The 25914-nt window shown below is 70.4% G+C and carries 26 protein-coding genes; 11 read left to right on the top strand and 15 right to left on the bottom strand.

The annotated features are described in order from the left end of the window. Positions 1–112: 112 nt before the first annotated feature. The 3 genes from PQV94_RS04665 to PQV94_RS04655 are packed head-to-tail and all read right to left on the bottom strand — an operon-like array spanning position 113 to position 1824. Complete coding sequence (locus PQV94_RS04665; protein WP_274287629.1) at positions 113–577, bottom strand: SIP domain-containing protein; 465 nt, start codon at positions 575–577, stop codon at positions 113–115. Between the two features lie 54 nt (positions 578–631). Then, positions 632–1351, bottom strand: coding sequence for a tyrosine-protein phosphatase (locus tag PQV94_RS04660; protein ID WP_274287628.1), 720 nt, complete (start codon positions 1349–1351; stop codon positions 632–634). Then, positions 1348–1824, bottom strand: a complete 477-nt coding sequence (locus tag PQV94_RS04655) for a carboxymuconolactone decarboxylase family protein (RefSeq protein WP_274287627.1) — start codon at positions 1822–1824, stop codon at positions 1348–1350. Before PQV94_RS04655 ends, PQV94_RS04660 begins: the two co-directional genes overlap by 4 nt. Before the next feature lie 96 nt (positions 1825–1920). Between PQV94_RS04655 and PQV94_RS04650 the strand changes: the two genes are divergently transcribed. From PQV94_RS04650 to PQV94_RS04625, 6 genes are all read left to right on the top strand, one after another. Next, a complete protein-coding gene (locus tag PQV94_RS04650; protein ID WP_274287626.1) occupies positions 1921–2847 on the top strand; it encodes an alpha/beta fold hydrolase in 927 nt (308 codons plus the stop codon). A 117-nt stretch (positions 2848–2964) separates the two neighbouring features. Continuing rightward, complete coding sequence (locus tag PQV94_RS04645) at positions 2965–4467, top strand: ABC transporter substrate-binding protein (RefSeq protein ID WP_274287625.1); 1503 nt, start codon at positions 2965–2967, stop codon at positions 4465–4467. Then, entirely contained in the window at positions 4464–5417 is a 954-nt protein-coding gene (locus tag PQV94_RS04640; protein ID WP_274287624.1) for an ABC transporter permease, read from the top strand. The genes PQV94_RS04645 and PQV94_RS04640 overlap by 4 nt, the downstream gene beginning before the upstream one ends. Continuing rightward, positions 5414–6307: an ABC transporter permease gene (locus PQV94_RS04635; protein WP_274287623.1), complete on the top strand. Its 894-nt coding sequence runs from the start codon at positions 5414–5416 to the stop codon at positions 6305–6307. The genes PQV94_RS04640 and PQV94_RS04635 overlap by 4 nt, the downstream gene beginning before the upstream one ends. Beyond that, the gene (locus PQV94_RS04630; protein ID WP_274287622.1) at positions 6304–7098 is read left to right on the top strand and encodes an ABC transporter ATP-binding protein; all 795 of its coding nucleotides are present in this window, start codon (positions 6304–6306) and stop codon (positions 7096–7098) included. The genes PQV94_RS04635 and PQV94_RS04630 overlap by 4 nt, the downstream gene beginning before the upstream one ends. Then, positions 7095–7886: an ABC transporter ATP-binding protein gene (locus PQV94_RS04625; protein ID WP_274287621.1), complete on the top strand. Its 792-nt coding sequence runs from the start codon at positions 7095–7097 to the stop codon at positions 7884–7886. Before PQV94_RS04630 ends, PQV94_RS04625 begins: the two co-directional genes overlap by 4 nt. 5 nt (positions 7887–7891) lie before the next feature. Here the strand turns inward: PQV94_RS04625 and PQV94_RS04620 are convergent, their stop codons facing one another. From PQV94_RS04620 to PQV94_RS04610, 3 genes are read right to left on the bottom strand one after another with little or no spacing between them, the layout of a single operon-like run. Further along, positions 7892–8500, bottom strand: coding sequence for a GNAT family N-acetyltransferase (locus PQV94_RS04620; protein WP_274287620.1), 609 nt, complete (start codon positions 8498–8500; stop codon positions 7892–7894). Between the two features lie 10 nt (positions 8501–8510). Beyond that, entirely contained in the window at positions 8511–9203 is a 693-nt protein-coding gene (locus tag PQV94_RS04615; RefSeq protein WP_274287619.1) for a uracil-DNA glycosylase, read from the bottom strand. A gap of 3 nt (positions 9204–9206) precedes the next feature. Beyond that, a complete protein-coding gene (locus PQV94_RS04610) occupies positions 9207–9707 on the bottom strand; it encodes a phosphoribosyltransferase (protein WP_274288219.1) in 501 nt (166 codons plus the stop codon). Between the two features lie 60 nt (positions 9708–9767). On the opposite strand from PQV94_RS04610, the gene PQV94_RS04605 reads away from it, so the two are divergent. After that, on the top strand, positions 9768–11255 hold the full coding sequence (locus PQV94_RS04605) for an MFS transporter (RefSeq protein ID WP_274287618.1): 1488 nt from the start codon (positions 9768–9770) through the stop codon (positions 11253–11255). 9 nt (positions 11256–11264) lie between these two features. Here PQV94_RS04605 and PQV94_RS04600 read toward each other — a convergent pair whose 3' ends face one another. Together PQV94_RS04600 and PQV94_RS04595 are read right to left on the bottom strand one after the other, a co-directional pair. Further along, positions 11265–12125 carry a hypothetical protein gene (locus PQV94_RS04600; protein ID WP_274287617.1) on the bottom strand — a complete coding sequence of 287 codons (861 nt, stop codon included), beginning with the start codon at positions 12123–12125 and terminating at the stop codon, positions 11265–11267. Positions 12126–12129: 4 nt separating this feature from the next. Then, entirely contained in the window at positions 12130–12909 is a 780-nt protein-coding gene (locus tag PQV94_RS04595; protein ID WP_274287616.1) for an SDR family oxidoreductase, read from the bottom strand. Positions 12910–13067: 158 nt separating this feature from the next. On the opposite strand from PQV94_RS04595, the gene PQV94_RS04590 reads away from it, so the two are divergent. After that, positions 13068–14390 carry a bifunctional o-acetylhomoserine/o-acetylserine sulfhydrylase gene (locus PQV94_RS04590; RefSeq protein ID WP_274287615.1) on the top strand — a complete coding sequence of 441 codons (1323 nt, stop codon included), beginning with the start codon at positions 13068–13070 and terminating at the stop codon, positions 14388–14390. 113 nt (positions 14391–14503) lie between these two features. Then, positions 14504–15709 carry a homoserine O-acetyltransferase MetX gene (metX, locus tag PQV94_RS04585; protein WP_274287614.1) on the top strand — a complete coding sequence of 402 codons (1206 nt, stop codon included), beginning with the start codon at positions 14504–14506 and terminating at the stop codon, positions 15707–15709. A gap of 9 nt (positions 15710–15718) precedes the next feature. Here the strand turns inward: metX and PQV94_RS04580 are convergent, their stop codons facing one another. The 4 genes from PQV94_RS04580 to PQV94_RS04565 all read right to left on the bottom strand — a co-directional run bounded on the left by PQV94_RS04580 (position 15719) and on the right by PQV94_RS04565 (position 19508). Then, positions 15719–16930 carry an MFS transporter gene (locus tag PQV94_RS04580; protein WP_274288218.1) on the bottom strand — a complete coding sequence of 404 codons (1212 nt, stop codon included), beginning with the start codon at positions 16928–16930 and terminating at the stop codon, positions 15719–15721. 88 nt (positions 16931–17018) lie between these two features. Then, on the bottom strand, positions 17019–17348 hold the full coding sequence (locus PQV94_RS04575) for a thiamine-binding protein (protein WP_274287613.1): 330 nt from the start codon (positions 17346–17348) through the stop codon (positions 17019–17021). 13 nt (positions 17349–17361) lie between these two features. Continuing rightward, positions 17362–18630 carry a hypothetical protein gene (locus tag PQV94_RS04570; RefSeq protein ID WP_274287612.1) on the bottom strand — a complete coding sequence of 423 codons (1269 nt, stop codon included), beginning with the start codon at positions 18628–18630 and terminating at the stop codon, positions 17362–17364. 38 nt (positions 18631–18668) lie between these two features. Further along, the gene (locus PQV94_RS04565) at positions 18669–19508 is read right to left on the bottom strand and encodes an NAD(P)H-hydrate dehydratase (RefSeq protein WP_274287611.1); all 840 of its coding nucleotides are present in this window, start codon (positions 19506–19508) and stop codon (positions 18669–18671) included. 28 nt (positions 19509–19536) lie between these two features. Between PQV94_RS04565 and PQV94_RS04560 the strand changes: the two genes are divergently transcribed. After that, a complete protein-coding gene (locus PQV94_RS04560; protein ID WP_274287610.1) occupies positions 19537–20601 on the top strand; it encodes an NADH:flavin oxidoreductase/NADH oxidase in 1065 nt (354 codons plus the stop codon). 7 nt (positions 20602–20608) lie between these two features. On the opposite strand, the gene PQV94_RS04555 is transcribed toward PQV94_RS04560, so the two are convergent. Next, on the bottom strand, positions 20609–21661 hold the full coding sequence (locus tag PQV94_RS04555) for a hemolysin family protein (RefSeq protein ID WP_274287609.1): 1053 nt from the start codon (positions 21659–21661) through the stop codon (positions 20609–20611). Next, the gene (locus PQV94_RS04550) at positions 21658–22989 is read right to left on the bottom strand and encodes a hemolysin family protein (protein ID WP_274287608.1); all 1332 of its coding nucleotides are present in this window, start codon (positions 22987–22989) and stop codon (positions 21658–21660) included. Before PQV94_RS04550 ends, PQV94_RS04555 begins: the two co-directional genes overlap by 4 nt. Before the next feature lie 372 nt (positions 22990–23361). Between PQV94_RS04550 and PQV94_RS04545 the strand changes: the two genes are divergently transcribed. After that, a complete protein-coding gene (locus PQV94_RS04545) occupies positions 23362–24327 on the top strand; it encodes a hypothetical protein (protein WP_274287607.1) in 966 nt (321 codons plus the stop codon). Positions 24328–24449: 122 nt separating this feature from the next. Here PQV94_RS04545 and PQV94_RS04540 read toward each other — a convergent pair whose 3' ends face one another. After that, the gene (locus PQV94_RS04540) at positions 24450–25907 is read right to left on the bottom strand and encodes a GuaB1 family IMP dehydrogenase-related protein (RefSeq protein ID WP_274287606.1); all 1458 of its coding nucleotides are present in this window, start codon (positions 25905–25907) and stop codon (positions 24450–24452) included. Positions 25908–25914: the final 7 nt, after the last annotated feature.

The following is a 25914-nucleotide window of genomic DNA, read 5'->3' as shown; positions in this document are numbered from 1 at the left end:
CAACGACCGGAAGGACGCGCCGGTCGTTGAGCGACGAGCGCAGCGAGGAGACGAAACGGAACCCACGCCGTGTTTCGACTCGCTCCGGTTCAACGACCGGAGGGTGACGCGCTCAGGCGGTCGCGAGTCCGAAGCGCGCGGGGGTGTGGATACGTGCCGCATCGATACCGCGGCGCTCCACCAGGTGGTCGAAGATGTCGGCGGTGCCGAGGTATCCCCCGAGCAGGGTGACCGCTGTGCCGCATCCGTCGTCGTCGCACAGCATCTCGTCGGCCCACGCCACGACCGCCCGACTCAGCGCCTCGCCCGGCGCGCAGGAACGCCCGGTGCCGGGAGCGCCAGTGCGGCTGTCGCGGGTCAACCACGTGATCGTCATGCGGGCAGGGACACGGATCTCGGCGATATGAGCCGCATCCGGAACCTCGACGAACACCCGACCGGTCGAACACATCGGCAGCGTCGCGAGCAGCATCTCGAGGTCGTCGAGCGACGACTCATCAGCGGTCACCAGGTGCTGCGCGCGGGTGTGCTTAGACGCACGGCACGCGTTCGCGTTGTGGACGTCGTTCTCGGACATGATGAGGCGAGTATACGCCCACCAAGGAAGGTATGCCTCACCTTGGCTGGATCGCTACGCGATGAGGATGCGGCGCAGCTCGACGAGCTCGGCAGCGCCGACGCCCGCGGCGGTGAGGTACTCGCCGACCGATCCGTATTGTGCACGCAGCCGACGCAGCACAGCCCGCATGACGGGCGCCGGAGACGCCGTGGCCAGTTCCACGGCGTGGCGGGCCTCGGGGTGGGCCGCGCGGAGCCACGCCACCACCTGACGGTTGCGTGTAGCGGGCAGGGACGCTGCGGTGCGGGCGTAATCCGCGACGACGGCGTCCTCGTCGACGCCCGCTGCTGCGAGGATCAGCGCGATCGAGACACCGGTGCGGTCCTTGCCCACCGTGCAGTGCACGAGGACGGGCTGCTCCTCCACCACGGCTCGCACGACCGTGGCGAGCGCGGGCGCGGAGTCGTCCACGAGCCGGTCGTACATCTCCGCGAGACTCACGTCCTCGGCGAAGAACGAGGCGACGGATCCGAGGAAGAGCGGCACGCGCACGGTCTCCGGTTCATCCGGTCCGAGGAATGTGGGATCGGCGCGCACCTCGTCGTCGTCGCGCAGGTCCACGATTCGCCGCAGGCCGAGCCCCGCGATACGACGGCGGGTGCCTTCGTCCAGGCGGGCGAGGTTACCGGATCGGAAGAGCACGCCACTGCGGGTCGTCCTGCCGCGCGCGGGCAGCCCGCCGATGTCGCGGAAGTTGACGGCTCCGGTGATGAGACCGCCGGGTTCGCTCATGGTGCCGACGCGGTGCGCGGCGGCACCGGATACCGGCCGGCGATGGCGAGACGGTTGAACGCGTTGATCGAGATGATGATCCAGCTCAGCGCGACGTACTCGGCCTCGGTGAGAACGGAGCCGACCCGGTCGTAGACCTCGTCCGAGACGCCTTCCTCATGGATGAACGTCAGCGACTCGGTGAGCTCCAGGGCCGCACGCTCGCGCTCGGTGAAGACACCTGACTCCCGCCATGTCGGCAGCTGTGCGACGGTGTCGACGTCGAGACCCGCCTTCATGCCCCGCTCGAGGTGCACCCGCACGCAGTAGGCGCAGCCGTTGAGTTGCGAGGCGTGCAGCTGCACCAGCTCTTTCAGACGCGGATCGACACCGGCATCCGCGGCGAGCGCACCCACCTGCTTGGCCATCGCATCGATCGCCTGATAGACCTCCGGTGCCGCCTTCGACAGGTGCACGCGCCGCTGATCGCCCATGCGGCCCACACTACCCACGGCGAGTGCCACGCGGCACGGTTGCGGAATGAGACGGTTCCACGCCCGCGACCGCTCCATGCGCCGTACCATTCGGGGGTGACCGACGACGCTTTCGACGAGTTCTCCTTCCTGCCCCTCCAGGCCGAGAGCCTCGGACTCACCCGGCCACTTCCCCCGGTCGAGCGGCGCGCTCTGACCCTGCCGGACGGCAGGACCCTCTCCGCTCTCCGATACGGCGACGACCCCCCGGTCGTGACGTTCCTCCACGGCGCGGGCCTGAACGCGCACACCTGGGACACGACGATCCTCGCCCTCGGGCTGCCCGCCCTGGCGATCGATCTCGCGGGTCACGGCGACTCCTCCTGGCGCGACGACGCGCGCTACGTCGCGCGCACGCTCGCCCAGGATGTGGTACCCGCCCTCGAATCGTGGACCCGGGTCCCGCAGGTGCTGGTGGGGCATTCCCTCGGCGCGCTCACTGCGACCGCGGTGGCGGCGGCGCGCGGCGACCTGGTGCGCAGCCTCGTGCTCATCGACCTCACCCCCGGGGTGGATCCCGCCGCGGGTCCCGCGCAGATGCGGGCGTTCTTCGCCGGCCCGACCGACTGGGCAGACCGGGAGGAGCTCGTCGAGCGCGCGCTGTCCTTCGGCCTGGGAGGCTCGCGCGAGGCCGCCACCCGCGGCGTGTATCTGAACTCGCGCGTACGCCCCGACGGGCGCGTGGAGTGGAAGCACCACTTCGCCCACCTCGCGGCGGCGGCCGCATCCGACACCGAAGACGGCGCACCCGACACCGTGCGCGAGCTTCTCGCCGCGAGCGGATGGGACGACCTCGCCGCCGTGCACGCCCCGATAACCCTCGTGCGCGGCGACGCGGGATACGTGACGGAGGCGGATGCAGACGAGTTCCGCCGGCATCGCCCGGATGCCGACGTGATCGTCGTGCCCGCGCACCACAACGTGCACGAGCAGATACCGGAGCACCTCGCCGCGCTCCTGAGCCGGATCGTCGACCACGGATGACGCGGTCGAATTGTGACATGACGCAGGCTCCTGCAGCGCCGACGGCGATCTAGGCTGGTACACCGCACCGACCCCCGTCCTCCCTCCATGCCCCCGCGTCCGCGGAAAGGACTCCCCATGCACCGCCGAAAGCCCCTCGCCCTCACAGCGCTCGTGGCCGCCGCCGTTCTCTCCCTCTCCGCGTGCACGTCCACGACGACGCCGACGCCGACGGGCTCCCCGGATGCGGACTCCTCCGTCGTCGTGCGGCTCGCGCTCGAGCCCACGAACCTCGACATCCGTCAGACCTCGGGCTCGGCGCTGGATCAGATCCTCATCGACAACCTGTACCAGGGCCTCGTCGCACGCACGCCCGAGCAGGAGATCGTGCCGGCGCTGGCCAGCGACTGGACCGTCTCGGACGACCGCCTGACCTACACCTTCACTCTGCGCGAGGGCGTCACCTTCCACGACGGTCAGCCGCTGACCCCCGAAGACGTCGTCTACTCTCTGACACAGCACCGCGACAACGCCGGATGGGTCGACGCCTCGACCCTCGCGAACGTCACGGGCGTGACGGCGGACGGCCAGAAGATCACGCTCACCCTCTCCCAGCCCGACTCGCAGCTGCTGTGGAACCTCAGCGGCCGCGCCGGCATCGTCCTCAAGGAGGGCGACAGCGTCGATTATCAGACGGCGGCCAACGGCACCGGCCCCTTCACGCTCGAGCGCTGGACGCGCGGCGACAACATCACGTTCGCCCGCAACCCCGCCTACTGGGGCACGCCCGCGAAGGCGGCAGAGGTCGTGTTCGATTACATTCCCGACAACCAGGCAGCGCTCAATGCCGCTCTGGCGGGCGAGGTCGATGTGGTCACGGGCTTCGACGCGAACCTGAAGACGCAGATCGAGGCGAACGGCGACTTCTCCCTCGTCGTCGGCGACTCGACCGACAAGGGCACGCTCGCCTTCAATCAGACCTCGGGACCGCTCGCGGACAAGCGGGTGCGTCAGGCCATCCGCCAGGCCATCGATCACGACGCGTTCGTCGAGGCGTTGGGCGCGGGCAAGACCATGTACGGCCCCATCCCGTCCCTCGACCCGGGTTACGAGGACCTCTCGGAGGTCGCCCCGTACGATCCCGACGCCGCCAAGAAGCTCCTCGCGGATGCCGGCGCCTCAGACACGACGCTGACGCTCACCATCCCCTCCTTCTATCCGGCGACGATCTCGCAGCTGCTCGTCTCGGACCTGAACGCGGTCGGCATCACGCTCAAGGTCGACTCGGTGGACTTCCCGACCTGGCTCAAGAACGTCTACATGAACCACGACTACGAGTTGAGCTTCGTGCTGCACACCGAGGCACGCGACTTCATCAACTGGACCAACCCGGAGTACTACTTCACCTACGACAACCCGCAGGTGACCGAGCTCTACGCCCAGGCGCGGGCTGCCACGACCGATGAGGAGGCGGCGAAGCTGCTCGCGCAGGCCGCCCGCATCGTCTCCGACGACGCCGCCGCGGACTGGCTGTACAACGGAGCCAGCGTGGTCGCCGTCGGCACGAACGTCTCGGGCTTCCCCTCGGTGAACGTCAATGAGCGGCTCAACGTGACCGAACTCGGCAAGAGCGACGGGTGATCCGATACGCGCTGATGCGACTGGCCCTGCTCGCCGCGGGGCTGGTCGTGGCCAGCGTGATCATCTTCTTCACCCTGCGCATCCTGCCGGGAGATGTCGCGCAGCTGATCGGCGGCACGAACTCCACCCCCGAGCAGATCGCCGCGATCCGTGATCGGCTGAATCTGGATGCGCCTCTCGTGACCCAGTACCTCGATTGGATCGGCGGGGTCCTGCGCGGCGACCTCGGCTCCTCACTGCTGACCGGAACGCCGGTGGCATCCGAGCTCGCAGAGAAGGCGCAGATCACCCTTCCGCTCGGCGCCCTCTCGCTCACCATCGCGCTGCTGTTCGCCGGACCTCTCGGCGTCGTGTCGGCGCTCCGGCGCTCACGGCTGGGCGGCACCGTCATCGGTGTGGGCGCGCAGACGCTCGCGGCGGTCCCCGTGGTCTGGGCGGGCATGATGCTCGTGGTCGTTTTCGCGGTCTGGTGGGGTGTGCTTCCCGCGCAGGGCTTCCCCCGCGACGGCTGGAGCGATCCTGGAGCGGCGCTGCGTTCGCTCGTGCTGCCGGCTCTGACGATCGGCATCGTGGAGGGCGCGATGCTCCTGAGATTCGTGCGCAGCGCCACGCTGCAGGCCATGGGGCAGGATTATGTGCGCACCGCCGCCTCGCAGGGACTCACCCGCACCCGGGCACTCGTCCGGCACGGCCTGCCCAACGTCGGGCTCTCGGTCGTGACGGTGCTGGGGCTGCAGGTCGCCGGCATCATCGTGGGCGCCGTGGTCATCGAGCAACTGTTCTCGCTGCCCGGCATCGGGCGGATGCTGGTGCGTGATGTGTCGGCGCGCGACCTGCCCATGGTGCAGGGCGAGCTGCTCGCCCTCACGGCGTTCGTGCTGCTGGTCGGCTTCGTCGTCGACCTCGTGCACCGACTGATCGACCCGCGACAGAGGGAGTCGGCCGCATGAGCACATCCCGCGGCTCCTGGTGGCGCCGGCTGCTGTCGGAGCCGGCCGGCGCGACCGGCGTGGTCATCGTCCTCGCGCTGCTGGCGGTGGCGGCCCTCGCCACCTTCTGGACGCCGTACGACCCGCAGGCCGCGGATGTGGCGGGCCGGTGGGCGGGGCCCGGGCCCGCGCATCTGCTGGGCACCGACGCCACCGGACGCGACATCCTGAGCATTCTCATGGCGGGCGCGCGAACGACGGTCGTTGTGGCCGCCGGTGCGGGTGTCATCGCGACGGTCGTGGGGCTCTCCCTCGCCGCTCTCGGCGCCCTCACCCACCGCTGGGTGCGGGAGTCCGTCGCGGTTCTGGTCGACATGCTCGTCGCCTTCCCGGTGCTGCTGATCGCCATGATGATCTCGGCGGTGTGGGGCGGGTCCCTCGCCGTCGTGGTCTGGTCGGTGGGGATCGGCTTCGGCGTGAACATCGCCAGGGTGAGCCGGCCCGAGCTGCGTCGGGTGCTTCACAGCGACTTCGTGGTGGCCGCACGCGCATCGGGGCTGTCCGGATGGCAGAACCTCACCCGGCACCTGCTGCCCAACGTCGCGCCCGTGTTCATCGTGCAGCTGTCCTGGTCCATGGCCGTCGCTGTACTCGCCGAGGCCGGGCTCAGCTATCTGGGCTTCGGAGCACCCGTCACGGATCCGTCCTGGGGCGTGCTGCTCTCGCAGCTCCAGCAGTACCTCACGGTCTATCCGCTGTCGGTGCTCTGGCCCGGCCTCGCCATCACCGCAACCGTGCTCGGGTTCAACCTGCTGGGCGATGGACTCCGCGACGCCACCGACCCGACGCTGCGCACCCGCAGCGGCTCGGCCCGCCGCGCGCGCACGCACCTCCCGGAGGTCGTCGCATGAGCCTCGAGGTGACCGACCTCGTCATCGACATCGACGGCGTCCGCGTCGTCGACGGACTCAGCTTCCGCGTGGCCGACGGCGAGCGGCTCGGGATCATCGGTGAGTCCGGGTCGGGCAAGTCGCTGACGGCGCTCGCGATCCTGGGGCTGCTCCCCGAGGGTGCTACCGCCGGCGGCAGCATCCGCCTCAACGGCCGCGAGGTGATCGGCGCCACCGAACGCGAGCTGGCCCGCATCCGTGGCGACGAGGTGGGCATCGTGTTCCAGGAGCCGCAGACCGCACTGAACCCGATCCGCACGGTCGGCCGCCAGATCGCCGAGGCACCGCGCATCCATCGCCGACTGGGCCGCGCAGCACGACGAGAGGTCGCCGTCGCCGGCGCGCGGCGCGTGGGGCTTCCCGAGCCGGAGCGCATCGTCGACCGGTATCCCCATCAGCTCTCGGGCGGCCAGCGCCAGCGGGTCGCCATCGCGATGGCCCTCGCGATGGATCCGGGCCTGCTCATCGCAGACGAGCCGACGACCGCGCTCGACGTGACGATCCAGGCGGAGATCCTCGAGCTGCTGCGCGCGCTCGTGACGGATGCAGGGATGTCGCTCGTGTTCATCACGCACGATCTTGCGGTGCTCGCTCAGATCGCGACGCACGCCGTCGTGATGGAAAGCGGCCGCATCGTCGAGCAGGGTCCGGTGGCGACGCTGCTCACCGCACCGCGCTCGACGACGGCCCGGGGACTGCTGCGCGACGCACGGGCGACGCTGTGGCGGCCCGACAAGAAGGAGGAGCAATGACCGCCCTGCTCTCCGGGCGCGGTCTCTCGCGCACCTACCGGGCACCGCGCACCGCGCATCTTGCGCCGCGGGCGCTGACGCACGCGCTCGACGGGGTCGACCTCGACGTGCACGAAGGCGAGTCGCTGGGCATCATCGGCGAGTCCGGCTCGGGCAAGTCGACGCTCATCCGTCTCCTGCTCGCGCTCGACACCCCGAGCGCCGGCACGGTGAGCTTCGACGGCCAGCCGGTGGACCCGACCGCTTCCGCGCGCCGACTGCACTGGCTCCGACGTCAGACGGGCATCGTCTTCCAGGACCCGTATGCGTCGCTCGACCCGCGGATGCGGGTGGGCCGCATCGTCGGAGAGCCGCTGTGGGCGCTCGGGATCCCGGGCGATCGCGAGGCCCGGGTCGCCGAGGTGCTCGAGGATGTGGACCTTCCCGCCGACGCTGTCGGGCGCTATCCGCACGAGTTCTCGGGCGGCCAGCGCCAGCGGATCGCTCTTGCCCGCGCCCTCGTGCACCGCCCGCGCCTGCTCGTCGGTGACGAACCGCTGTCCGCGCTCGACGTGACGGTGCGCGCGCAGATCATCGGTCTGATCGACCGGCTGCGCAGCCGTGATGGCCTGAGCCTGCTGATGGTCTCCCACGACATCGGAGTGGTGCAGGCGCTGTGCGACCGGGTCATCGTGTTGAAGGACGGACGCGTGGTCGAAGAGGGTCCGACCTCGCGAGTGCTGCGGCATCCGAGCGCCGAGTACACGCAGCGATTGCTGGCCGCCGTCCCGACGCTCCCCGAGGCCTGAGCCCGTCAGCGCGAGAACAGACCGCGCTTCTTCTTGGGCTTGAGCGACTTCTGCAGGTAGACCGTGCCGAGCCAACGCCCGAACTTGAAGCCGACGCGCCCCATGCGTCCGACCTCCGTGAATCCGAGCTTCTCGTGAAGACGGATGGATCCCTCGGCGCCTTTGTCGCTGATGACGGCGACCAGCTCGCGGATGCCCTTGTTCTCGCACGCCTCGATCAGGGCCGACAGCAGAGCGGTGCCCAGACCCTTGCCCGAGGCCGCCTGACCGAGGTAGATCGAGTCCTCGACCGTGTAGCGGTAGGCGGATTTGCCTGCCCAGGGCTGCACGAGCGCGTATCCCAGGATCTGCCCCGACGGACTCTCGGCCACGAGGAACGGCAGCTCGAGCTTGCGCAGGTGATCGAACTTCTCCCGCCACTTCGCCAGCGACCACTTCTTCTCGTCGAAGGTCACCACGGAGTTGGTCACGTAGTAGTTGTAGATCTCGCGGATGTCGGGGATGTCCGCCGTCGTCGCCTCACGGATGCGGAACTCGAAGCCGCGCTCGGGCGGAGCCTGGCGACGCAGGTGCCGCGGCAGACGCCGACGGCGCTGGTATTCCTCTTCGAGCATGGCGCCCAGCCTACGCGGGCAGACGCCAATCGATCTGCGTGCCGCCCTGCGCGATCAGCAGCTCGTTGACGCGGGAGAACGGACGGGATCCGAAGAAGCCCCTGCTGGCAGACAGCGGCGACGGATGCGGCGACCGGATCGAGGGCACCTCGCCCAGAAGCGGGGTGAGGCCCGCCGCATCCCGCCCCCACAGAACCGCGACGAGAGGCCCGCCACGCTCGGCGAGAACACGGATCGCGTGCTCGGTGACCTTCTCCCATCCCCATCCGCGGTGGGATGCGGGCGCGCCGGGCGCGACGGTCAGCACCCGGTTCAGCAGCATCACGCCCTGCTCGCTCCACGCGGAGAGGTCGCCGTGAACCGCCGGCGGGATGCCGAGGTCGTCGTTCAGCTCGCGGTAGATGTTGGCGAGGCTGCGCGGGATGGGTCGCACGTGCGCGTCGACGGCGAAGGACAGGCCGATCGGATGGCCGGGCGTCGGATAGGGGTCCTGCCCCACGATGAGCACTCTGACGTCCGCGAGCGGTTGTTGGAAGGCGCGCAGAACTCGATCCCCGGCGGGCAGGTAGGCACGCCCCGCGGCCGCCTCCTGGCGCAGACGCTCCCCCAGTGCGGCGATGTCCGCGGCGACCGGAGCGAGAGCCTCGGCCCAGCCCGCATCCATGAGACCCGCCGCGGCGAGCTCGGGCAGCGTCTTTGCCATGGTTCAGGCGGAGCCGGGAAGACCGCGGTCCTCTTCGAGGACCGAGCCCTGCCACGACCAGGGGAAATCGATCCACAGGTCGGTGTTCTTCCAGCTGAAATCCGGCTGGATGATCGTCGTCGGCTTCGTGTAGATCACGGCGGAACGCACGTCCGCCCCGCGCTCGACGAGCAGACGCACGGCGAGATCGAGCGTGCGGCCGCTGTCGGCGACATCGTCGACCAGAAGCACGCGGCGCCCGTTCAGATAGGTCATGTCCAGCTCGGGCGGAAGCAGCTCTGGAGCGTCGAGCACCGTGCCGATGCCGGTGTAGAACTCGACGTTGATCGCGCCGCAGTTCTTCACTCCGAGTCCGTACGCGATCGCGCCGGCCGGGAGCAGCCCGCCGCGGGCGATCGCGACGACGACCTCGGGCACGAAGTCGGCGGCGATCACGTCACGGGCGATGTCACGGCTGGCTTCCCCGAACAGATCCCAGGTCAGCGTTTCGCGTTCGGGCGCCACAGCGCTCTGCTCGTTCGTCACCGTCCCAGCCTAGAGCGCGCCGAGGTGTAGCGTTTCGCCATGACCGGCACCCGTGCGCCCGGTCGATCGGCGCTCGGCATCACGGCGGGTCTGATCGGCTGGTTCATCCTCGTCGAGATCGTCAGCGGCATCCTGCAGGGTTATTACGTTCCCCTGTTCAGCGACATCGTGGTGCATCTGGGCATCCACGACGCCGACGTCAACTGGTTCGAGGCGGCCCAACTGCTGTTGTCGGCCCTCGTCGTACCGGTCATGGCGAAGCTCGGCGACATGTACGGGCACAAGCGCATCCTGTTGATCGCCACGATCCTCACCGCCGGTGCCACATGGTGGATCGCGTTCGCGGGCACCTTCTGGAGCTTCCTGATCGCGTGGGCGCTGCAGGGCTTCTACGTGGTCTGGCTGCCGCTCGAGATCGCGCTGATCTTCGAGCGCGGCCGCAGACAGGGCCGCGGTGTCTCGGCCACCCGCCGCGCAGCCGGTCTTCTCGTGGTCGGGTTGCAGGCGGGCGCGATCATGGGGGCGCTCGCGGCGGGGCGTCTTTTCGGCATCACCGGAGAGAACCTGCCGCTGACCCTCATGCTGCCCGCGGTGGCCGTGACGCTGATCGGCGTCGTGATCTGGCTGGGCGTCCCCGAGTCCGAGCCCGTCCCCGGACGCCGACTGGATGCGGGCGGCTTCGTGATCCTCGCGCTCGCGCTGCTGCTCGTGACCGGTGCCCTCACTTTCCTCCGCCTCAACGGTCCCGGCTTCGTCTGGACGTGGCTGCTGTTGGCCGCGGGGCTGGCCGCCTTCGTGTGGTTCGTGCGGTTCGAGCTACGCCAGGAGGACCCCGCCGTCGACATCCGGGTCCTGCGCCGTCCGGAGATGTGGCCGGTGCAGGCCACGGCGGCTCTCGTGGGCATCAGCCTGCTCGGCGCCCAAGGCCCCCTGTCGACCTACGCCGGCACCGACTCCGCGCTCGGCTACGGGCTGGGCCTCGATGCGACCGGTCGCTCCAACGTGATCGGCGTGTATCTGGTCTCCCTCATCGTCGGCGCCGTGATCTTCTCGATCACCTCCCGCCGGGCGAGCCCTCGCGTGGTGCTCATCGGGGCTGCTCTGCTCGTGGGCATCGGCTACCTGCTGTTCCTGCCGCTGCACCGCGAGCTCTGGCAGGTGCTCATGAACCTGTCGATCGCGGGTCTCGGCTCCGGCGCGCTCGTGGCCGCCCTGCCCGCCGCAGCAGCCGCGGCGGCGCCGCGGGGACAGACCGGCATCGCCTCCGCACTCACCAACACGACCAAGACGATCGGCGGGACCTTCGCCTCGGCGGTGTTCGGCGTCGTGCTCGCGGTCGGCGCGGGTGCCGTCGCGAGCTCGACCGCGGCGTCCCTCGGCGGTTACATCACGGTGTGGATCGTGTGCGCCGCCGGCGGGTTCGCCGCCGCCGCGGTGCTGCTCGTGGTGCCCAAAGTGGCATTCGCCGACACCGACACCGAGGCCACGGCGCACGCGGCCGCATCCGGGGGCACGACCGCGCGCTGACGCCGAGGCTCAACCGGCGCCGGGGCGGTCCCCCGACTGTTCGATCCCGTCGATGACGAGGATCGTGGTGCGCAGGATCTCAGGCCACTCAGCGGGGTCCGTCGTGACGACGTCCAGCGAGCGGGTCAGAAGCAGCTCATCGTCGATGACCTCGCCGTCCCACCCGTTCATTTCCGCGAGGACGGCGGGGCGGAACGAGAGGTCGTCCTCATCGACGGGCGCGTGCTGTGCGGACCCGAATCCCTCCGCCAGGGCCCGCGCGTCGCCGTTCGCCGGCGGGAGCACGATGGGCGGCAGGGGACGGCCGAGACCGATGCGGATCCAGCCGCCGAACTGGGTGGTGTGGTACGCGCTCGTGCCCCAGTCCTGCTCGAAGTCCGACCACTCGATGCGACATCCGTCCGGCGTGACCCAGCGCAGCGCGCGGGTCTGGAGCAGCCGCCCTCGGTAGCTCCAGGTCGGCAGGTCAGCGGGGAACGGGCCCGGGTGATAGGTGAAGCCGTTGTCGGCCGCGAAGCGGGCGAGCGCCCAGTGCTGGCGAGGCCACATCCGACGTCGTCCGGTTCGCACAGCGGCGCGTCCCAGCGCGATCAGCACGAGGGCGAACAGCACCGCGGCCGCCACCGCGCCGATGAGCTCGCCGGGCGTCGCCCCTTGTCTGCGGGTCAGCAGCGACACCGTTCCGAGAACGGCGATCAGCGCGGCGAGGCCGCTCAGCACCGCGGCTATCAGGAGGACGACGACACGAGTTCGGGAGCGGGGAGCGCACGCCTGCGGATGCTCGGCAACGAACGCTCGCCAGAACCGACGGAGCTCGCGCCCACCGGGCCTCGCGGTCAGCGCGTCGACGACGAGCGCTGGTGCGCGCACGCGCTCAGCCCTCGCGTACTCGCAGCGGCTCGCGGGCGACGAGGTGCTGCGCGGATTGGGCGACGGGCCGCAGCGTCACGAGGTCGAGGTTCACGTGGCCGGGCGCGTTCAGCGCGTACGCGATGACGTCGGCGACGTCGTCCGGGGTCAGCGGGTTCTCGACGCCCCGATAAACGGCCTCGGCCGCCTCCTGATCGCCGCCGAGACGGTTCAGGGAGAACTCCTCGGTGTAGACCATCCCCGGGGCCACCTCGCTCACTCGGATGGGCTCACCGTTGAGCTCGAGCCGCAGCGCCTTGACGAGCATGCTCTCGGCCGCTTTCGCGGCGTTGTATCCGCCGCCGCCCTGGTAGGCCACCTGCGCGGCCGTCGAGGTCACGAAGAGCGTGTCGGCGTGGCCGTCGGATGCGGCCGCCTTCCGCAACTGGGGCAGCAACAGCGCCACCAGGCGCTGGGTCGACAGCACGTTGGCCTCGTACATCCACCGCCAGTCGTCGGGGTCACCGTCGGCGACATCGTCGACGCCGCGCGCACCGCCCGCGACCTGCACCAGCGCGTGCACGGGACCGGATGCGGCGAGCCAGTCGGCGAGCGCCTGCACATCGGCCTCGACGGTCAGATCGGCCGCGTACGCCACGGCACCGGTGGCCGTCTCGAGGGCGGCCAGCCGCTCGGCGCGACGGGCCACCGCGACCACATCCCAACCGTCGGCGCGGAGGCGACGCGCGGTCGCCTCACCGATCCCCGTGCTCGCACCCGTCACCACTGCTCGTCTGTTCGCCATGCACTCACGCTAGGCCCTCGCGGTGAACCCGGTGTTACGCACGCACCCGACTCGGTTGTTACCCCGCGTTTCTCGGACGTTGTCGCCCTCGCCGGGCCCCTCTAGCCTCGTGATGTTCGCGACAGCCGCCGCGGCACCCGCAGACCTAGGAGCACGTGATGTCCGCACCCGAGAACTGGCTCTTCGAGACCAAGCAGATCCACTCCGGCGCCGCACCGGATCCCACCACCAAGGCGCGTGCGACCCCGATCTACCAGACCACGTCGTATGTGTTCGACAACGCCGACCACGCCGCGAACCTCTTCTCGCTCGCCGAGCCCGGCAACGTCTACACCCGCATCATCAACCCCACGCAGAGCGTCGTCGAGGAGCGCATCGCCGCGCTCGAGGGAGGCACGGCAGCGCTGCTGGTCGCCTCGGGTCAGGCGGCCGAGACGTTCGCGGTGCTCAACATCGCCGGAGCGGGCGACCACATCGTCTCCTCCAGCTCGATCTACGGCGGCACGTACAACCTCTTCAAGTACACGCTGGCCAAGCTCGGCATCACCACGACGTTCGTCGAGAACCAGGACGACCCCGAGGAGTGGCGCCGCGCGGTCCGCCCGAACACGAAGCTCTTCTTCGCTGAGACGGTCGGCAACCCGAAGATCAACGTGCTCGACATCCGCACGGTCTCCGACGTCGCGCACGAGGCCGGCGTTCCCCTGATCGTCGACAACACGATCGCCACCCCCTACCTCATCCGCCCCTTCGAGTTCGGTGCCGACATCGTCGTGCACTCGGCGACGAAGTTCCTCGGCGGACACGGCACCACGATCGGCGGCGTCATCGTCGACGGCGGCCGGTTCCCGTGGTCGCAGCACGTCGACCGCTTCCCCGAGCTCACCGAGCCCGACCCCTCGTACCACGGCCTCAGCTACACGGGCGCGCTGGGCGACGGCGTCGCCTACGTCACCAAGGCCCGCGTGCAGCTGCTGCGCGACCTGGGTGCCGCGATCGCCCCGATCAGCGCCTGGCTGCTGCTGCAGGGCATCGAGACCCTGTCGCTGCGCGTGGAGCGCCACGTGCAGAACGCGCAGGAGATCGCGGAGTGGCTGGAGAACCAGGACGACGTGGCGTCGGTGAACTACTCGGGCCTTCCGACCTCGCCGTGGTACGCGGCCGCCAACCAGTACGCGCCGAAGGGCGTCGGCGCGGTGCTCTCGTTCGAGCTCAAGGGCGGGGTGGGTGCCGGTCGTGCCTTCGTCGACAACCTCACGCTGTTCAGCCACCTCGCCAACATCGGTGACGTGCGCTCGCTCGTGATCCACCCCGCATCCACGACGCACTCGCAGCTGACCCCGGAGCAGCAGCTCACGGCCGGCGTCACGCCCGGTCTCGTGCGCCTCTCGGTGGGCCTCGAGAACGTCGCCGATCTCAAGGCCGACCTCGAGAGCGCGCTGGCCGCGGCACGCCGCGCCTCGGAGGCCGCGCGCGCCTGACCCGCCTGACCCGAACGCCCCGGATGCCGCATCCGGGGCGTTCGTGCGTCAGCCGCACTCCGCTGTGACGTAACACGGACGCGCAGGCGCGAGGACCCCGGGACAATGGAGGGATGGATTGGCAGACCTCCGAGGACACGGTGCCCAGCGCGCCCGTCACGGAGGCGGACGCCCGCCTCGCCCGAGGTCGCCCGCCCGCCAGCGGCGCCTGGCGCGACGGCGACCCGGCCGGCGACCGCCGGTTCGCAGCCTTCCGCGGCTTCCGCACCGAGAACGGTGCCGTGCTGCCCGCCGCGCGCCTCGCCTACGAGAGCTGGGGCGAGCTCTCCCCCGCCGGCGACAATGCGATCCTCATCCTGCACGCGCTCACCGGCGACAGTCACGTTCGCGGCGAGGCCGGCAGAGCCCACCCCACCGACGGATGGTGGGACGAGATCGTCGGGCCCGGCGCCGCGATCGACACCGACCGCTGGTTCGTCGTGGCCCCCAACATGCTCGGCGGCTGCCAGGGCTCGACCGGACCCGCCACCATCGCCCCCGACGGCACCGAGTGGGGTGCGCGCTTCCCGTACCTGACGATCCGCGACCAGATCGCCGCCCAGGCATTGCTCGCGGACGAGCTCGGCGTCGGCAGCTGGCGCGCCGTGATCGGCGGCTCCATGGGCGGCATGCACGCGCTCGAGTGGGGGGCGACCTACCCCGAGCGGGTCGAGCGCCTGGCGGTTCTCGCGGCCCCTCCGCTGACCACTGCCGACCAGATCGCTCTGAACTCGGTGCAGCTCGAGGCCATCCGCATCGACCCGGGATACGCCGGCGGCGACTACTACGACGCACCCGCCGGAGAGGGCCCGCACCGCGGTCTGGCGCTCGCTCGCCGCATGGCGCTGCTGAACTACCGGAGTCCCACCGAACTGAACCTGCGCTTCCAGCGATCGTGGCAGTCAGAGGTGAGCCCGCTCGGGCGGGGCGGGCGCTTCGCCGTGGAGTCCTACCTGGACTTCCACGGCAACAAGTTCACGCGGCGCTTCGACGCCAACAGCTACCTCACCCTCGTCGAGGCGATGAATTCGCATGACGTCGGACGCGAGCGCGGCGGCGTCGAGGACGCCCTGGGACGCGTCACCGCGCGCACCCTCGTGCTCGGCATCGACAGCGATCGACTCTTCCCCGTCGAGGGGCAGCACCGCATCGCCCACGGAATCCGCGACACGCTCGACGGCGACCGGGCAGCGGTCATCACGAGCGACTACGGCCACGACGGGTTCCTCATCGAGACGGATGCGGTCGCCCACCATCTGGGCCGACTGCTCGACGCCTAGGAACCGCCGTCACTCGGCGGCGGTCGAGGAGTGCGCGTAGACGATCGGAACGCCCCGGCGGCGCTCGACGCCGTAGGCCGTGAAAGCGATCGCCAGTCCCGCGGCGGCGAGGGCGGCCCCGACCCACGGCGGGGCGACGAAGCCCCAACCTGCGGCGATCACGGCACCGCCGAGGGCAGCACCCAGGCTGTTGCCGATGTTGAGCGCCGAGTGGTTGAGGGCGGCGGCGATCGACTGGTTGTCGCCCGCCACATCCATGAGCCGCGTCTGGATCGCGGGGCTGAGCGCGGACGAGACGGCACCCACCACGAACACCATGACCGCGAGCGCCCAGATCCAGGCGGCGGTCAGCGCGAGAACCGCCAACGACACCGCCAGCACCGCGAGGCCGAGCAGCAGTGTGCGGCGCAGATTGACGTCGGAGAGGTGTCCGCCCAGGAGGTTCCCGACCGTCATGCCGAGCCCCATGCCGATGAGCACGAGCGGCACGACCGCCTGCGGCGCGCCGGCGACCTCCGTCACCAGGGGCGCCACGTAGCTGTAGACCGCGAAGAAGCCGCCGAAACCGATAGAGCCGATACCCAGGGTGAACCACACCTGCGGGATGCGGAAGACGCCCAGCTCCGCCCGCAGCGTGCGCCCCGGCCGACCCGGCGCGCGCGGCACGAAGAACAGGATGCAGATCGTGGCGAGCGCGAAGATCGCGGCGACCACGCCGAACGCGACCCGCCATCCGAACTGCTGGCCCAGGTAGGTGCCCGCCGGCACGCCGACGACGTTCGCGACGGTGAGTCCGGTCAGCACGAAGGCGACACCCTGCGCGCGACGCCCCGGCCCGAGCACGTCGGCCGCGACCAGCGCACCGATGCCGAAGTACGCACCGTGCGGGAGCCCCGCCAGAAAGCGCGACACCGCGACGAGCTCGAAGTTCGGCGCGATCACGGTCAAGGCGTTGAACACGGTCAGCGCCAGGGCGAGAAGGACCATCACGCGGTGGCGCGGAAACCGCGCGACGAGCCCCGCGATCGTCGGCGCACCGACGACGACGCCGAGCGCGTACAGGCTGATCAGCCAGCCGGCCTGGGCGATGGCCGCATCCGGATCCGCCGCCGTCTGGTTCGGTAAGAGCGCACCGGCGATGTCGGGCAGCAGCCCCATGACCGTGAACTCGGTCATACCGATGCCGAAGCTGCCGATGGCGAGAGAGAGGAGCGCCCACATCGCCGCCCCCTTCGTCGTGTTCGAAGAGGTCACCGGAACATGTTAGTCACGCCGGGTAAGGACGCCGAATCGTTTCGCTGACCGGACCTCAGGCCGACGGGGCGTCGTCCGCGGCCGCTTCCTCTATCGCACGCTCGAGACGCTCGATCTTGCCGTCCAGCTCGCCCGTGTAGCCGGGGCGGATGTCGGCCTTCAGCACCAGCGAGACCCGCGAGCCGAACGGCAGCACAGCGTCGGTGGCCGCCTTCACGACGGCGAACACCTCGTCCCACTCCCCTTCGATCTCGGTGAACATCGAACTCGTGCGGTGGGCAAGCCCCGATTCGCGCACGACCTTCACGGCCGCGGCGACGGCATCGTGCACGGAACCGTCCGCGCGGCCGGTGCCGCTGGGGGCGACGGAGAAGGCGACGAGCATGCCGGTCCTTTCGTCAGGCGGCGAGCGCGCCGACCTTGCGGGTGAAGCTCGAGCGCGTACGCACCCGGGCGAGCTTGACCACCGCCCACGCGGCGATCACGACGAGCAGGATATTGCGGATCGTGATGACCACCACCGGGAACGGCAGGGCCACCAGCAGATCGAAGTACACCATGGGGTAGATGATCTGCGTCGCTGCGGCGATCGCGAGCACGACGACGGCGGGACCGACCCAGCGCCTGCGATCCAGCACCAGCGCGATCACCAGCGGCACGCTCAGCCACACCATGTACTGGGGCGAGCCCACCTTGTTGAGAGCGATGAACGCGGCGACGAGCGCGAGCGAGAGGGTGGGGAAGACGGCGCTGAAATGAGCGCCACGCCACATCTTGTACGCACCCAACGCGGCGATGCCCAGAACCCCGACGGCCAGCAACGGTGTCATCACGGCGATCACCGGGTTGACGGCGGGGCCCGATACCTCGAACGTCAGCAGATCGGGGTCGTAGAAGATCTGCGAGGGACCGCCGAGCATCGCGTCCCACAGGTAGAAAGTGCTGACGGGCGACTCCACCTGCAGTCCTCGCCCCGTCTGGTCGCTGACGAATCCGAAGGCGTAGGCAGCGCCGCCCAGCAGCAGGACCGCCCCGAGCGTCACGCCGCTGACCGCGGCGGCCGCGCCGATCACCGCCAGGCGACGACGGACGGCGATGACCGCGGCCGCCAGAATGGCCGCCGGCCACACCTTGATCCACGTCGCCACCGCAAGAAGAGCGGCGCCGAGCCACGGACGCCCGACCAACCACAGCGCTCCCATGATGCCCAGCGGCACGGTGACCGCATCCAGCCGGTACAGCGCAACCGGCCCCATCAACGCGATGAAGGCGAGCCAGAACCAAGCAGCGGTGACACGGCCGCGCGAGCGCGCGCGCCCCACGAGCACGGCGAACGCCGCGGCATCGACGAGGCCCACCATGATCGCCCACGCCGGCGTGTACGAGACCGCCCAGGCGAACAGCCACGTCGCAAGCATCGGCAGCATCGCGAGCTGCGGATAGACCCAGGCATCGGTCAACCCCACGAAGCCGTAGTAGGCGCTGACCTCCTGGCCCGTCGCCGTGTCGGTCTGCGGCCACCATCCGCCGTTCAGGTACGCACCCGACCACGGCTCGTACACCCGGTAGACGTCGCCCATGGGCTCATTGGGCATGACCCATCCGAGAACGGAGACCCCGATATGGACGACGAGGAAAGCGATCCACAACAGAGCCCGTCTCGACACGCGCCTCATCCTACGGGGCGCGCCACGGAGCTTCCTGATCAGGGGTGCGCCGCGAGCGTCTCACCGACGGCCTGCGGCAGGTGCTCGGCGACCTCCAGCGCGGTGATCGGACCGCCCCGACTCCCCCGGCGCGCGGCGGCAAGCGCGCCGGCACGTCCGTGCAACCAGGCCGCTGCGGCTGCCGCATCGGCGAGACGTTCCGGGGTGGCAGCGCCCACCGCCGCGACCCCCGCGACGATCGCACCCATCGCACCGGCGAGCACGTCCCCTGTGCCGGCGGTGGCGAGCCACGGCACCCCGGAGCGGATGCGGCGAAGCCCGCCATCGGGGTCCGCGACGAGCGTGACGGCACCCTTCAGGAGCACCACGGCCCCCAGCTCGCGCGACGTCTGGAGCACCTCCGCCTCGCGGTCGTCCGTCGAAACGAGGCCGAGCGTCTCGCGAAGCCGCGCGAACTCCCGGGCGTGGGGGGTGAGGATCATCGGCGCCGTGGCGTCGGGCGCGAGATCGAGCGCGCCGGCGTCGACGACGACGGGCTCGCCGCCGGCGAGCACCTCGCGCAGCGCCTCGGTCTCGGATGCGGAGCGAGACGCGGCATCCGTGCCCGAACCGATCACCCAGGCCTGGACCCGACCGGGCGCGGTGACCGTCTCGGGTCTGCGTGCGAGCACCATGTCAGCGGCGCGAGAGGGGCCGATGTAGCGCACCATCCCGCATCCGGCGTGCCAGGCGGCGCTCACTCCGAGCACGGCCGCCCCTGGATAGTCCGCCGAGCCGGTGCGCAGGCCCACCACACCACGGGAATACTTGTCATCGTCCGCTGTTGGCATGCGAAGGATGCGCGCGGTGCGCGCCGCATCCTGTTCGATCGCCGTCATGGCGCCACCCTATCCGCGAAGGAGTACCGTGACCGCGCTGTTCAGCCCCTACACGATCCGAGGCGTCGAGTTCCGCAACCGCCTGTGGGTGGCACCCATGTGCCAGTACAGCGCGCAGGACGGATTCCCCGGCGAGTGGCACCACGTGCACCTCGCCCAGTTCGCCTCTGGCGGCGCGGGACTGGTCATCAGCGAGGCGACCGCCGTGTCGCCCGAGGGCCGGATCTCCCCCCAGGACACCGGCATCTACTCCGACGAGCAGCGCGACGCCTGGGCCCCCATCGTGACCGCGATCCACGCCCGCGGTGCGGCCGCCGGCGTCCAACTCGCCCACGCCGGACGCAAGGCCTCGACCTACTCCCCCTTCTCCGGGCACCGCGGCACGGTCCCCGCCGAGGCCGGCGGGTGGGAGGCTGTCGCCCCCTCTGCGATCGCCTTCGAGGGCTACGCCACGCCCCGCGAACTCACACTCGACGAGATCGACGCGCTCGTCGCCTCCTTCGCCTCCGCCGCGCGCCGCGCGGTCGAGGCCGGGTTCGACGTCCTCGAGGTGCACGCCGCCCACGGCTACCTGCTGCACGAGTTCCTCTCGCCGCTGTCGAACCACCGCACCGACGAGTTCGGCGGCCCGCTCGTGAACCGCGCGCGTCTTCTGCTGCGCGTCGTCGCCGCGGTGCGCGAGGCGGCGGGCGATCTCCCTGTGTTCGTCCGCTTCTCCGGCACCGACTGGGCCGAGGGGGGCTGGGACATCGAAGAGACCGCCCAGGTCGCCGTCTGGGCGGCGGAGGCCGGTGCCGACTTCTTCGACATCTCCTCCGGCGGGCTCGTCGCTCACCAGGACATCACCGTCGGCCCGGGCTACCAGGTGCCCCTCGCCCGGCGCGTGCGAGACGAGGGGCTCGCTGTCAGCGCGGTGGGGCTCATCGAGACCGGCGCGCAGGCCGAGCAGGTGCTGCAGGACGGCGACGCGGACGCGATCATGGCAGCCCGGGAATGGCTCCGCGATCCGCACTTCGCGCTCCGCGCCGCCGACGAGCTCGGTGTCGTCGGCCCCTGGCCGCCGCAGTACGAGCGCGCCGCGCGCCACCGCTGAGACCTGCTCAGCGGCCGCGGCGCGTCGCGTCCTGCACTTCGCCGATCAGCTCCTCGATGACGTCTTCCAGGAAGAGGACGGCGGTCGTGTTGCCCTGAGCGTCGCGCACCTGCGCGAGGTGACGCCCCGCCCGGCGCATCGCCGCCAGCGCATCCTCGAGGTCGGTCGTCTCCTGCACCTGCACCATGTGGTGGATCCGCTTGGCCGGGATCGGACGATCGACCGAGGGGTCGACGCCGTCCTCGGCGACGCGCAGCACATCCTTCAGGTGCACGTACCCGACCGGCATCCCCTGATCGTCGACGATCACGTAGCGCGAGAAGCCGTGTCGGGCGACCGCGCGTTCGATCTCGTCCGGGGTCGTCAGCTGCGGCAGCGTCACCAGATCCGCGAGCGGTACGGCGACGTCGCCCGCATCCTTGTCGGTGAACTCGACGACCGCCGAGACCGTTCCGGCCGCATCATCCAGGACGCCCTCGATACGGGACTGGTTGACGATCGTCGCCACCTCTTCGAGCGTGAACGTCGAGGCCGCCTCGTCCTTCGGCTCCACGCGGAACAGGCGCACGACGTGGTTGGCGATCCAGTTGAGCGTGACGATGACGGGGTGGAACACCCGCGACACCCACACGAGCGGCGGCGCGAGCATGAGCACGGCGCGATCGGGCACCGAGAAGGCCAGGTTCTTCGGCACCATCTCGCCGAACACGACGTGCAGGTAAGACACCAGCACGAGCGCGACGACGAAGGCGATCACGTCGACCGCGGCCTCGCCCCATCCGGTCAGCTCGAGCGGCACGGCCAGCAGGTGGTGGATCGCCGGCTCCGAGACGTTCAGGATCAGCAGCGAGCAGATCGTGATGCCCAGCTGACACGTCGCGAGCATGAGCGTCGCGTGCTCCATGGCCCACAACGCCGTCTTCGCCGACCGGGAGCCTTTCTCTGCGAGCGGCTCGATCTGGGAGCGCCGCGCGGAGATCACGGCGAACTCCGCGCCGACGAAGAACGCGTTGAAGACCAGCAGCACGACCAGCCAGAGGATTCCTGCCCAGTCGCTCATCGGGTCCGCTCCTGCTCGTCGATGTCCGCATCCTCCGGGACGGGTCTGGGGGTGAAGCGCACACGGTCGACGCGTCGACCGTCCATGCGCACGACGGCGAGCGTGCCGTCTTCGATCTCGACCTCGTCACCGACGACGGGGATGCGGCCGAGCTCGGCCATCAGGAAGCCGCCGAGCGTGTCGTAGACCTCGCCCTCGGGAACGCGGATGCCGGTGCGGTCGAGAACCTCGTCGGGACGCAGCGCCGCCGACACGGTCAGCGAGTCCGCACCGCGCACGATCTCGGCCCTGCGCCGGTCGTGCTCATCGAGCACTTCGCCCACGATCTCCTCGACGAGGTCTTCGAGGGTGACGACGCCCGCCGTCCCGCCGTACTCGTCGAGCACGACGGCCATCTGGTAGCCGCGGGCGCGAAGCTCGGCGACGAGCTGATCCAGGTGCACCGTCTCGGGCACCCGCAGCGGCTCAGTGGCGAGGGCGGCGGCCGGCACCTCGGTGCGGCGATCTCGCGGCACACCGACGGCGGCCTTCAGGTGCACGATCCCGACGATGTCGTCCATGGACTCGCCGAAGACGGGGAAGCGGCTGTGCCCGGTCTTGCGGGCGAGCTGGATGACGTCGTTCGCCGAGTCGGATGCGGCGACCGCGTGCACGCGGGGGCGGGGCGTCATCACGTCATCGGCGGTCAGTCGCGCGAAGGTGAGGCTGCGATCCAGCAGCGACGCTGTGTCCTCCTCGAGCACGCCGGCGCTCGCCGATCGGCGCACGAGGCTGGAGAGCTCTTCCGCGGTGCGGGCTCCCGAGAGCTCCTCCTTCGGTTCGATGCCGATGGAGCGCAGGATGCCGTTCGCGCTGCCGTTGAGCACGGACACCGCGGGGCGGAACACGGTCGTGAACGCGACCTGGAACGGCATGACCAGCTTCGCCGTCTGGCGCGGGATCGCGAGCGCGAAGTTCTTGGGGACCAGCTCGCCGAGAATCATCGAGAAGACCGTGGCAATGGCGATGCCGATCGTGGCCGCGAGACCCACGACCACCGCCTCGGGCACGCCCCAGCCCGCCAGCACGGGGCGCAGGAGGTTGGAGATCGCCGGCTCCATCGTGTAACCGGTGAGCAACGTCGTCAGCGTGATGCCCAGCTGCGCACTCGACAGATGGGTCGAGGTGATGCGCAGTGCGCTGATGGTCATCGCGAGCCGCGACTCACCCGCATCCCTGCGCGCTTCGAGGTCGGCACGATCGAGGTTGACCAGCGCGAACTCGCTGGCGACGAACAGACCGGTTCCGATCGTGAGCAAGAGCCCCACGCCCAGCATGACGTAATCCATCACACGTCACCTCCCTCGGGGGAGGCGGGTCGGTGGGGCCATCGTCTGCAACTGGGAGGGTCGTCCATCGTGCCGGACAGTCTACGGGAGCCCCGCCCCCCACGTCCCGTTCCTGTGTACTCCGGGCGCCCGCCCGCCCCGCGCCTGCCCCCGTAGATGCCCGAGTTGCGTCGCATGTGCGCAACCGCCACAGTTCTGCGCACTTGCGACAGATGATTGCTGTCGCAAGTGCGCACATGTGTAGCCCGAGGCGGCGGGCGAAACACCCCAGACGTACTGACCCTTCCTCCCCCGTCCTACGGATGCGGCGCGTCCTCCTACGGGGACGGATGCGGCACCCGCCGCCCTCGCTGCGCGCCGCACCATGGCCGGATGACCTGGCGCGACGCTCCTCCCCTCACCGACCTCCGCCGACGGCGTGACGAGCCCTTCGACCGGCTCGACGAACGCCGCCTGCGGCGCGAGATCGAGGCCGGAATCGTCGTGCGCGCCGCACCCGGCGTCTTCGTCGAGGCCACCCGCTGGCGCGATCTCACGCCGATCGCGCGGCACGCACAGCGCGTCTGGGAAGCATCGGTGCGCGTCGCGGCCGGCACCGTCTTCAGCCACCACGCCGCGGCAGCCCTGCACGGCATCGACACGCTCGGCGAGTGGCCTGCACGGCTGGACGCCTCCGTCGAGGCGGATGCGGGAGGACGCTCCACCGGTCTGATGCGGCGGCACACGCGTGCGATGGCGGAGGTGGAGCTTCTGCCGTGGGGCGACTGCTTCGTGACGAGCCCGGCGCAGACCGCGGTCGATCTCGCCGCATCCGGCCCGTTCCTTCAGGGAGTCGCCGCGATCGACCAGGCGATCTGGAGCGGACGTCCCGGTGGGGCGCTCGCCACCCTCGCGCAGGTGCGCGAACGTGTGGCCGCACGACGGCGCCGCGGGCTGGCCCGCATCCATCGCGCGGTCGCGTTCGCGCGCGACGGCGCGGCCAACGTCCGCGAGAGCCAGAGCAGAGTGCTGATCGCGGAGCTCGGATTCCCGCAGCCGGTGATCCAGCACCGCATCCGCCTCGCCGACGGCGCGCTGTACATCGCCGACTTCTTCTGGCCGCAGCATGACCACATCGGCGAGTTCGACGGCCTCGGCAAGTACTTCACCCGCGCTCGCGAGACCGGACGCACGCCCCTGCAGTCCCTCGCGGCGGAGAAGGATCGGGAGGACGCTCTGCGGCGTCTCGTCAGCGGGTTCTCGCGATGGCGCGCCGGTGATCTCGACGACCCGCGGCGCCTGTACGACATCCTCCGCGGCGCCGGACTCCCGACATCCCGGCCTCGTCCGCTGGGTTAGCCACGCTGCCGCCACACTTCTGCGCAACCGCGCCTGTCATTACATGTGGCGGATGCGGAAAAGTGGCGCATCTGCGCATATGCGACGCAACTCGGGCATGGAGGACTCGAGCCCGAGACGGGTCACCAGCTGACGGGCAGGGCCTTGCCCTCCTCGTAGCCGGCGGCCGACTGCAGCCCCACGAGCGCGCGCTCGTGGAACTCGGGCACCGTCGCGGCTCCCGCGTACGTGAACGACGAGCGCACACCCGAGGTGATCATGTCGAGAAGATCCTCGAGCCCCGGACGCAGCGGGTCCAGGTAGATCTTCGACGACGAGATGCCCTCGGCGAACAGCTCCTTGCGCGCGAGCTCGTACGCGTCCAGGCCACCGAACCGCGCGTGCACCGCCTTCGTCGAGGCCATCCCCCACGACTCCTTGTACACGCGCCCCTGCGCGTCCGCGAACAGCTCGCCAGGAGCCTCGATCGTTCCGGCGAACCAGGAGCCGACCATGACGGATGCGGCACCCGCCGCCAGCGCGAGCGCCACATCCCGCGGGTAACGCACGCCGCCGTCCGCCCACACGTGTGCGCCCAACTCGCGCGCCGCCGACGCGGTCTCCAGCACGGCCGAGAACTGCGGACGTCCGACGGCGGTCATCATGCGCGTCGTGCACATCGCGCCGGGTCCGACCCCGACCTTGAGGATCGACGCGCCCGCGGTGACGAGATCGTGCACGCCATCCGCGGTGACGATGTTGCCCGCCACGAGAGGAAGTCCCAGGCCCAGATCCGCGACCGCGCGCAGGGCGCGCAGCATCCCCTCCTGGTGTCCGTGGGCGGTGTCGAGCACGAGCACGTCGACACCGGCCGCCGCCAGGGCGCGCGCCTTGGCGGCGACGTCGCCGTTGATGCCGATGGCCGCGGCGACGATCAGACGCCCGTCCGCATCCACCGCCGGGCTGTAGAGCGTCGAGCGCAGGGCGCTGCGCCGCGAGAGCGTTCCGACGAGATGGCCCCGCTCCACCACGCACACGGTCTCCGCATCCGCCGCGACGATCAGGTCGAACGCCTGCCGCGGGTCGGAGACATCGTCCGCGTCGATCGCGACGGGGCGCGCGCGCACGAGGTCGCCCAGGGTCGCATCCGGCAGCGCGGTCGCCAGGCGCGTGGCGGGCACGACGCCCGCGACATCGGCGAGGTCGAGGGAGGCGGCCGAGGGGTCGGCCACGACGATGCCGTACCCCTCGGTCGCCGGCAGGAGCTTGGCCGCGTCCGCGGCGGTCGCCGTCGGAGGCAGAACGATCGGGGTGTCCCAGCGCACCGGCTGACGCTTCACCCACCGGATGGCCGCGTCGAGCTCTTGCAGCGGCATGTCCTGCGGGAGCACCCCCAGCCCGCCACGCCGAGCGAGTGTCGCCGCGAGCCGCGCGCCGGTGACGGAGTTCATGTTGGCCGAGACGAGGGGGATCCGCATCGCGGTGCCGTCGCGCGGCGACAGATCCACGTCAAGGCGGCTCGTCACATCCGAGCGCCGAGGCACCAGGAAGACGTCGGAGTAGGTGAGGTCGGTCTCGGGTTGCGCGCCGTAGAACTCCATGTCTGCA

The organism is Microbacterium sp. Clip185 (genome assembly GCF_028743715.1).
Lineage (GTDB): Bacteria > Actinomycetota > Actinomycetes > Actinomycetales > Microbacteriaceae > Microbacterium.
Note: the sequence above shows the minus strand (reverse complement) of the source record. Positions and strands in the feature narration are given on the sequence as shown.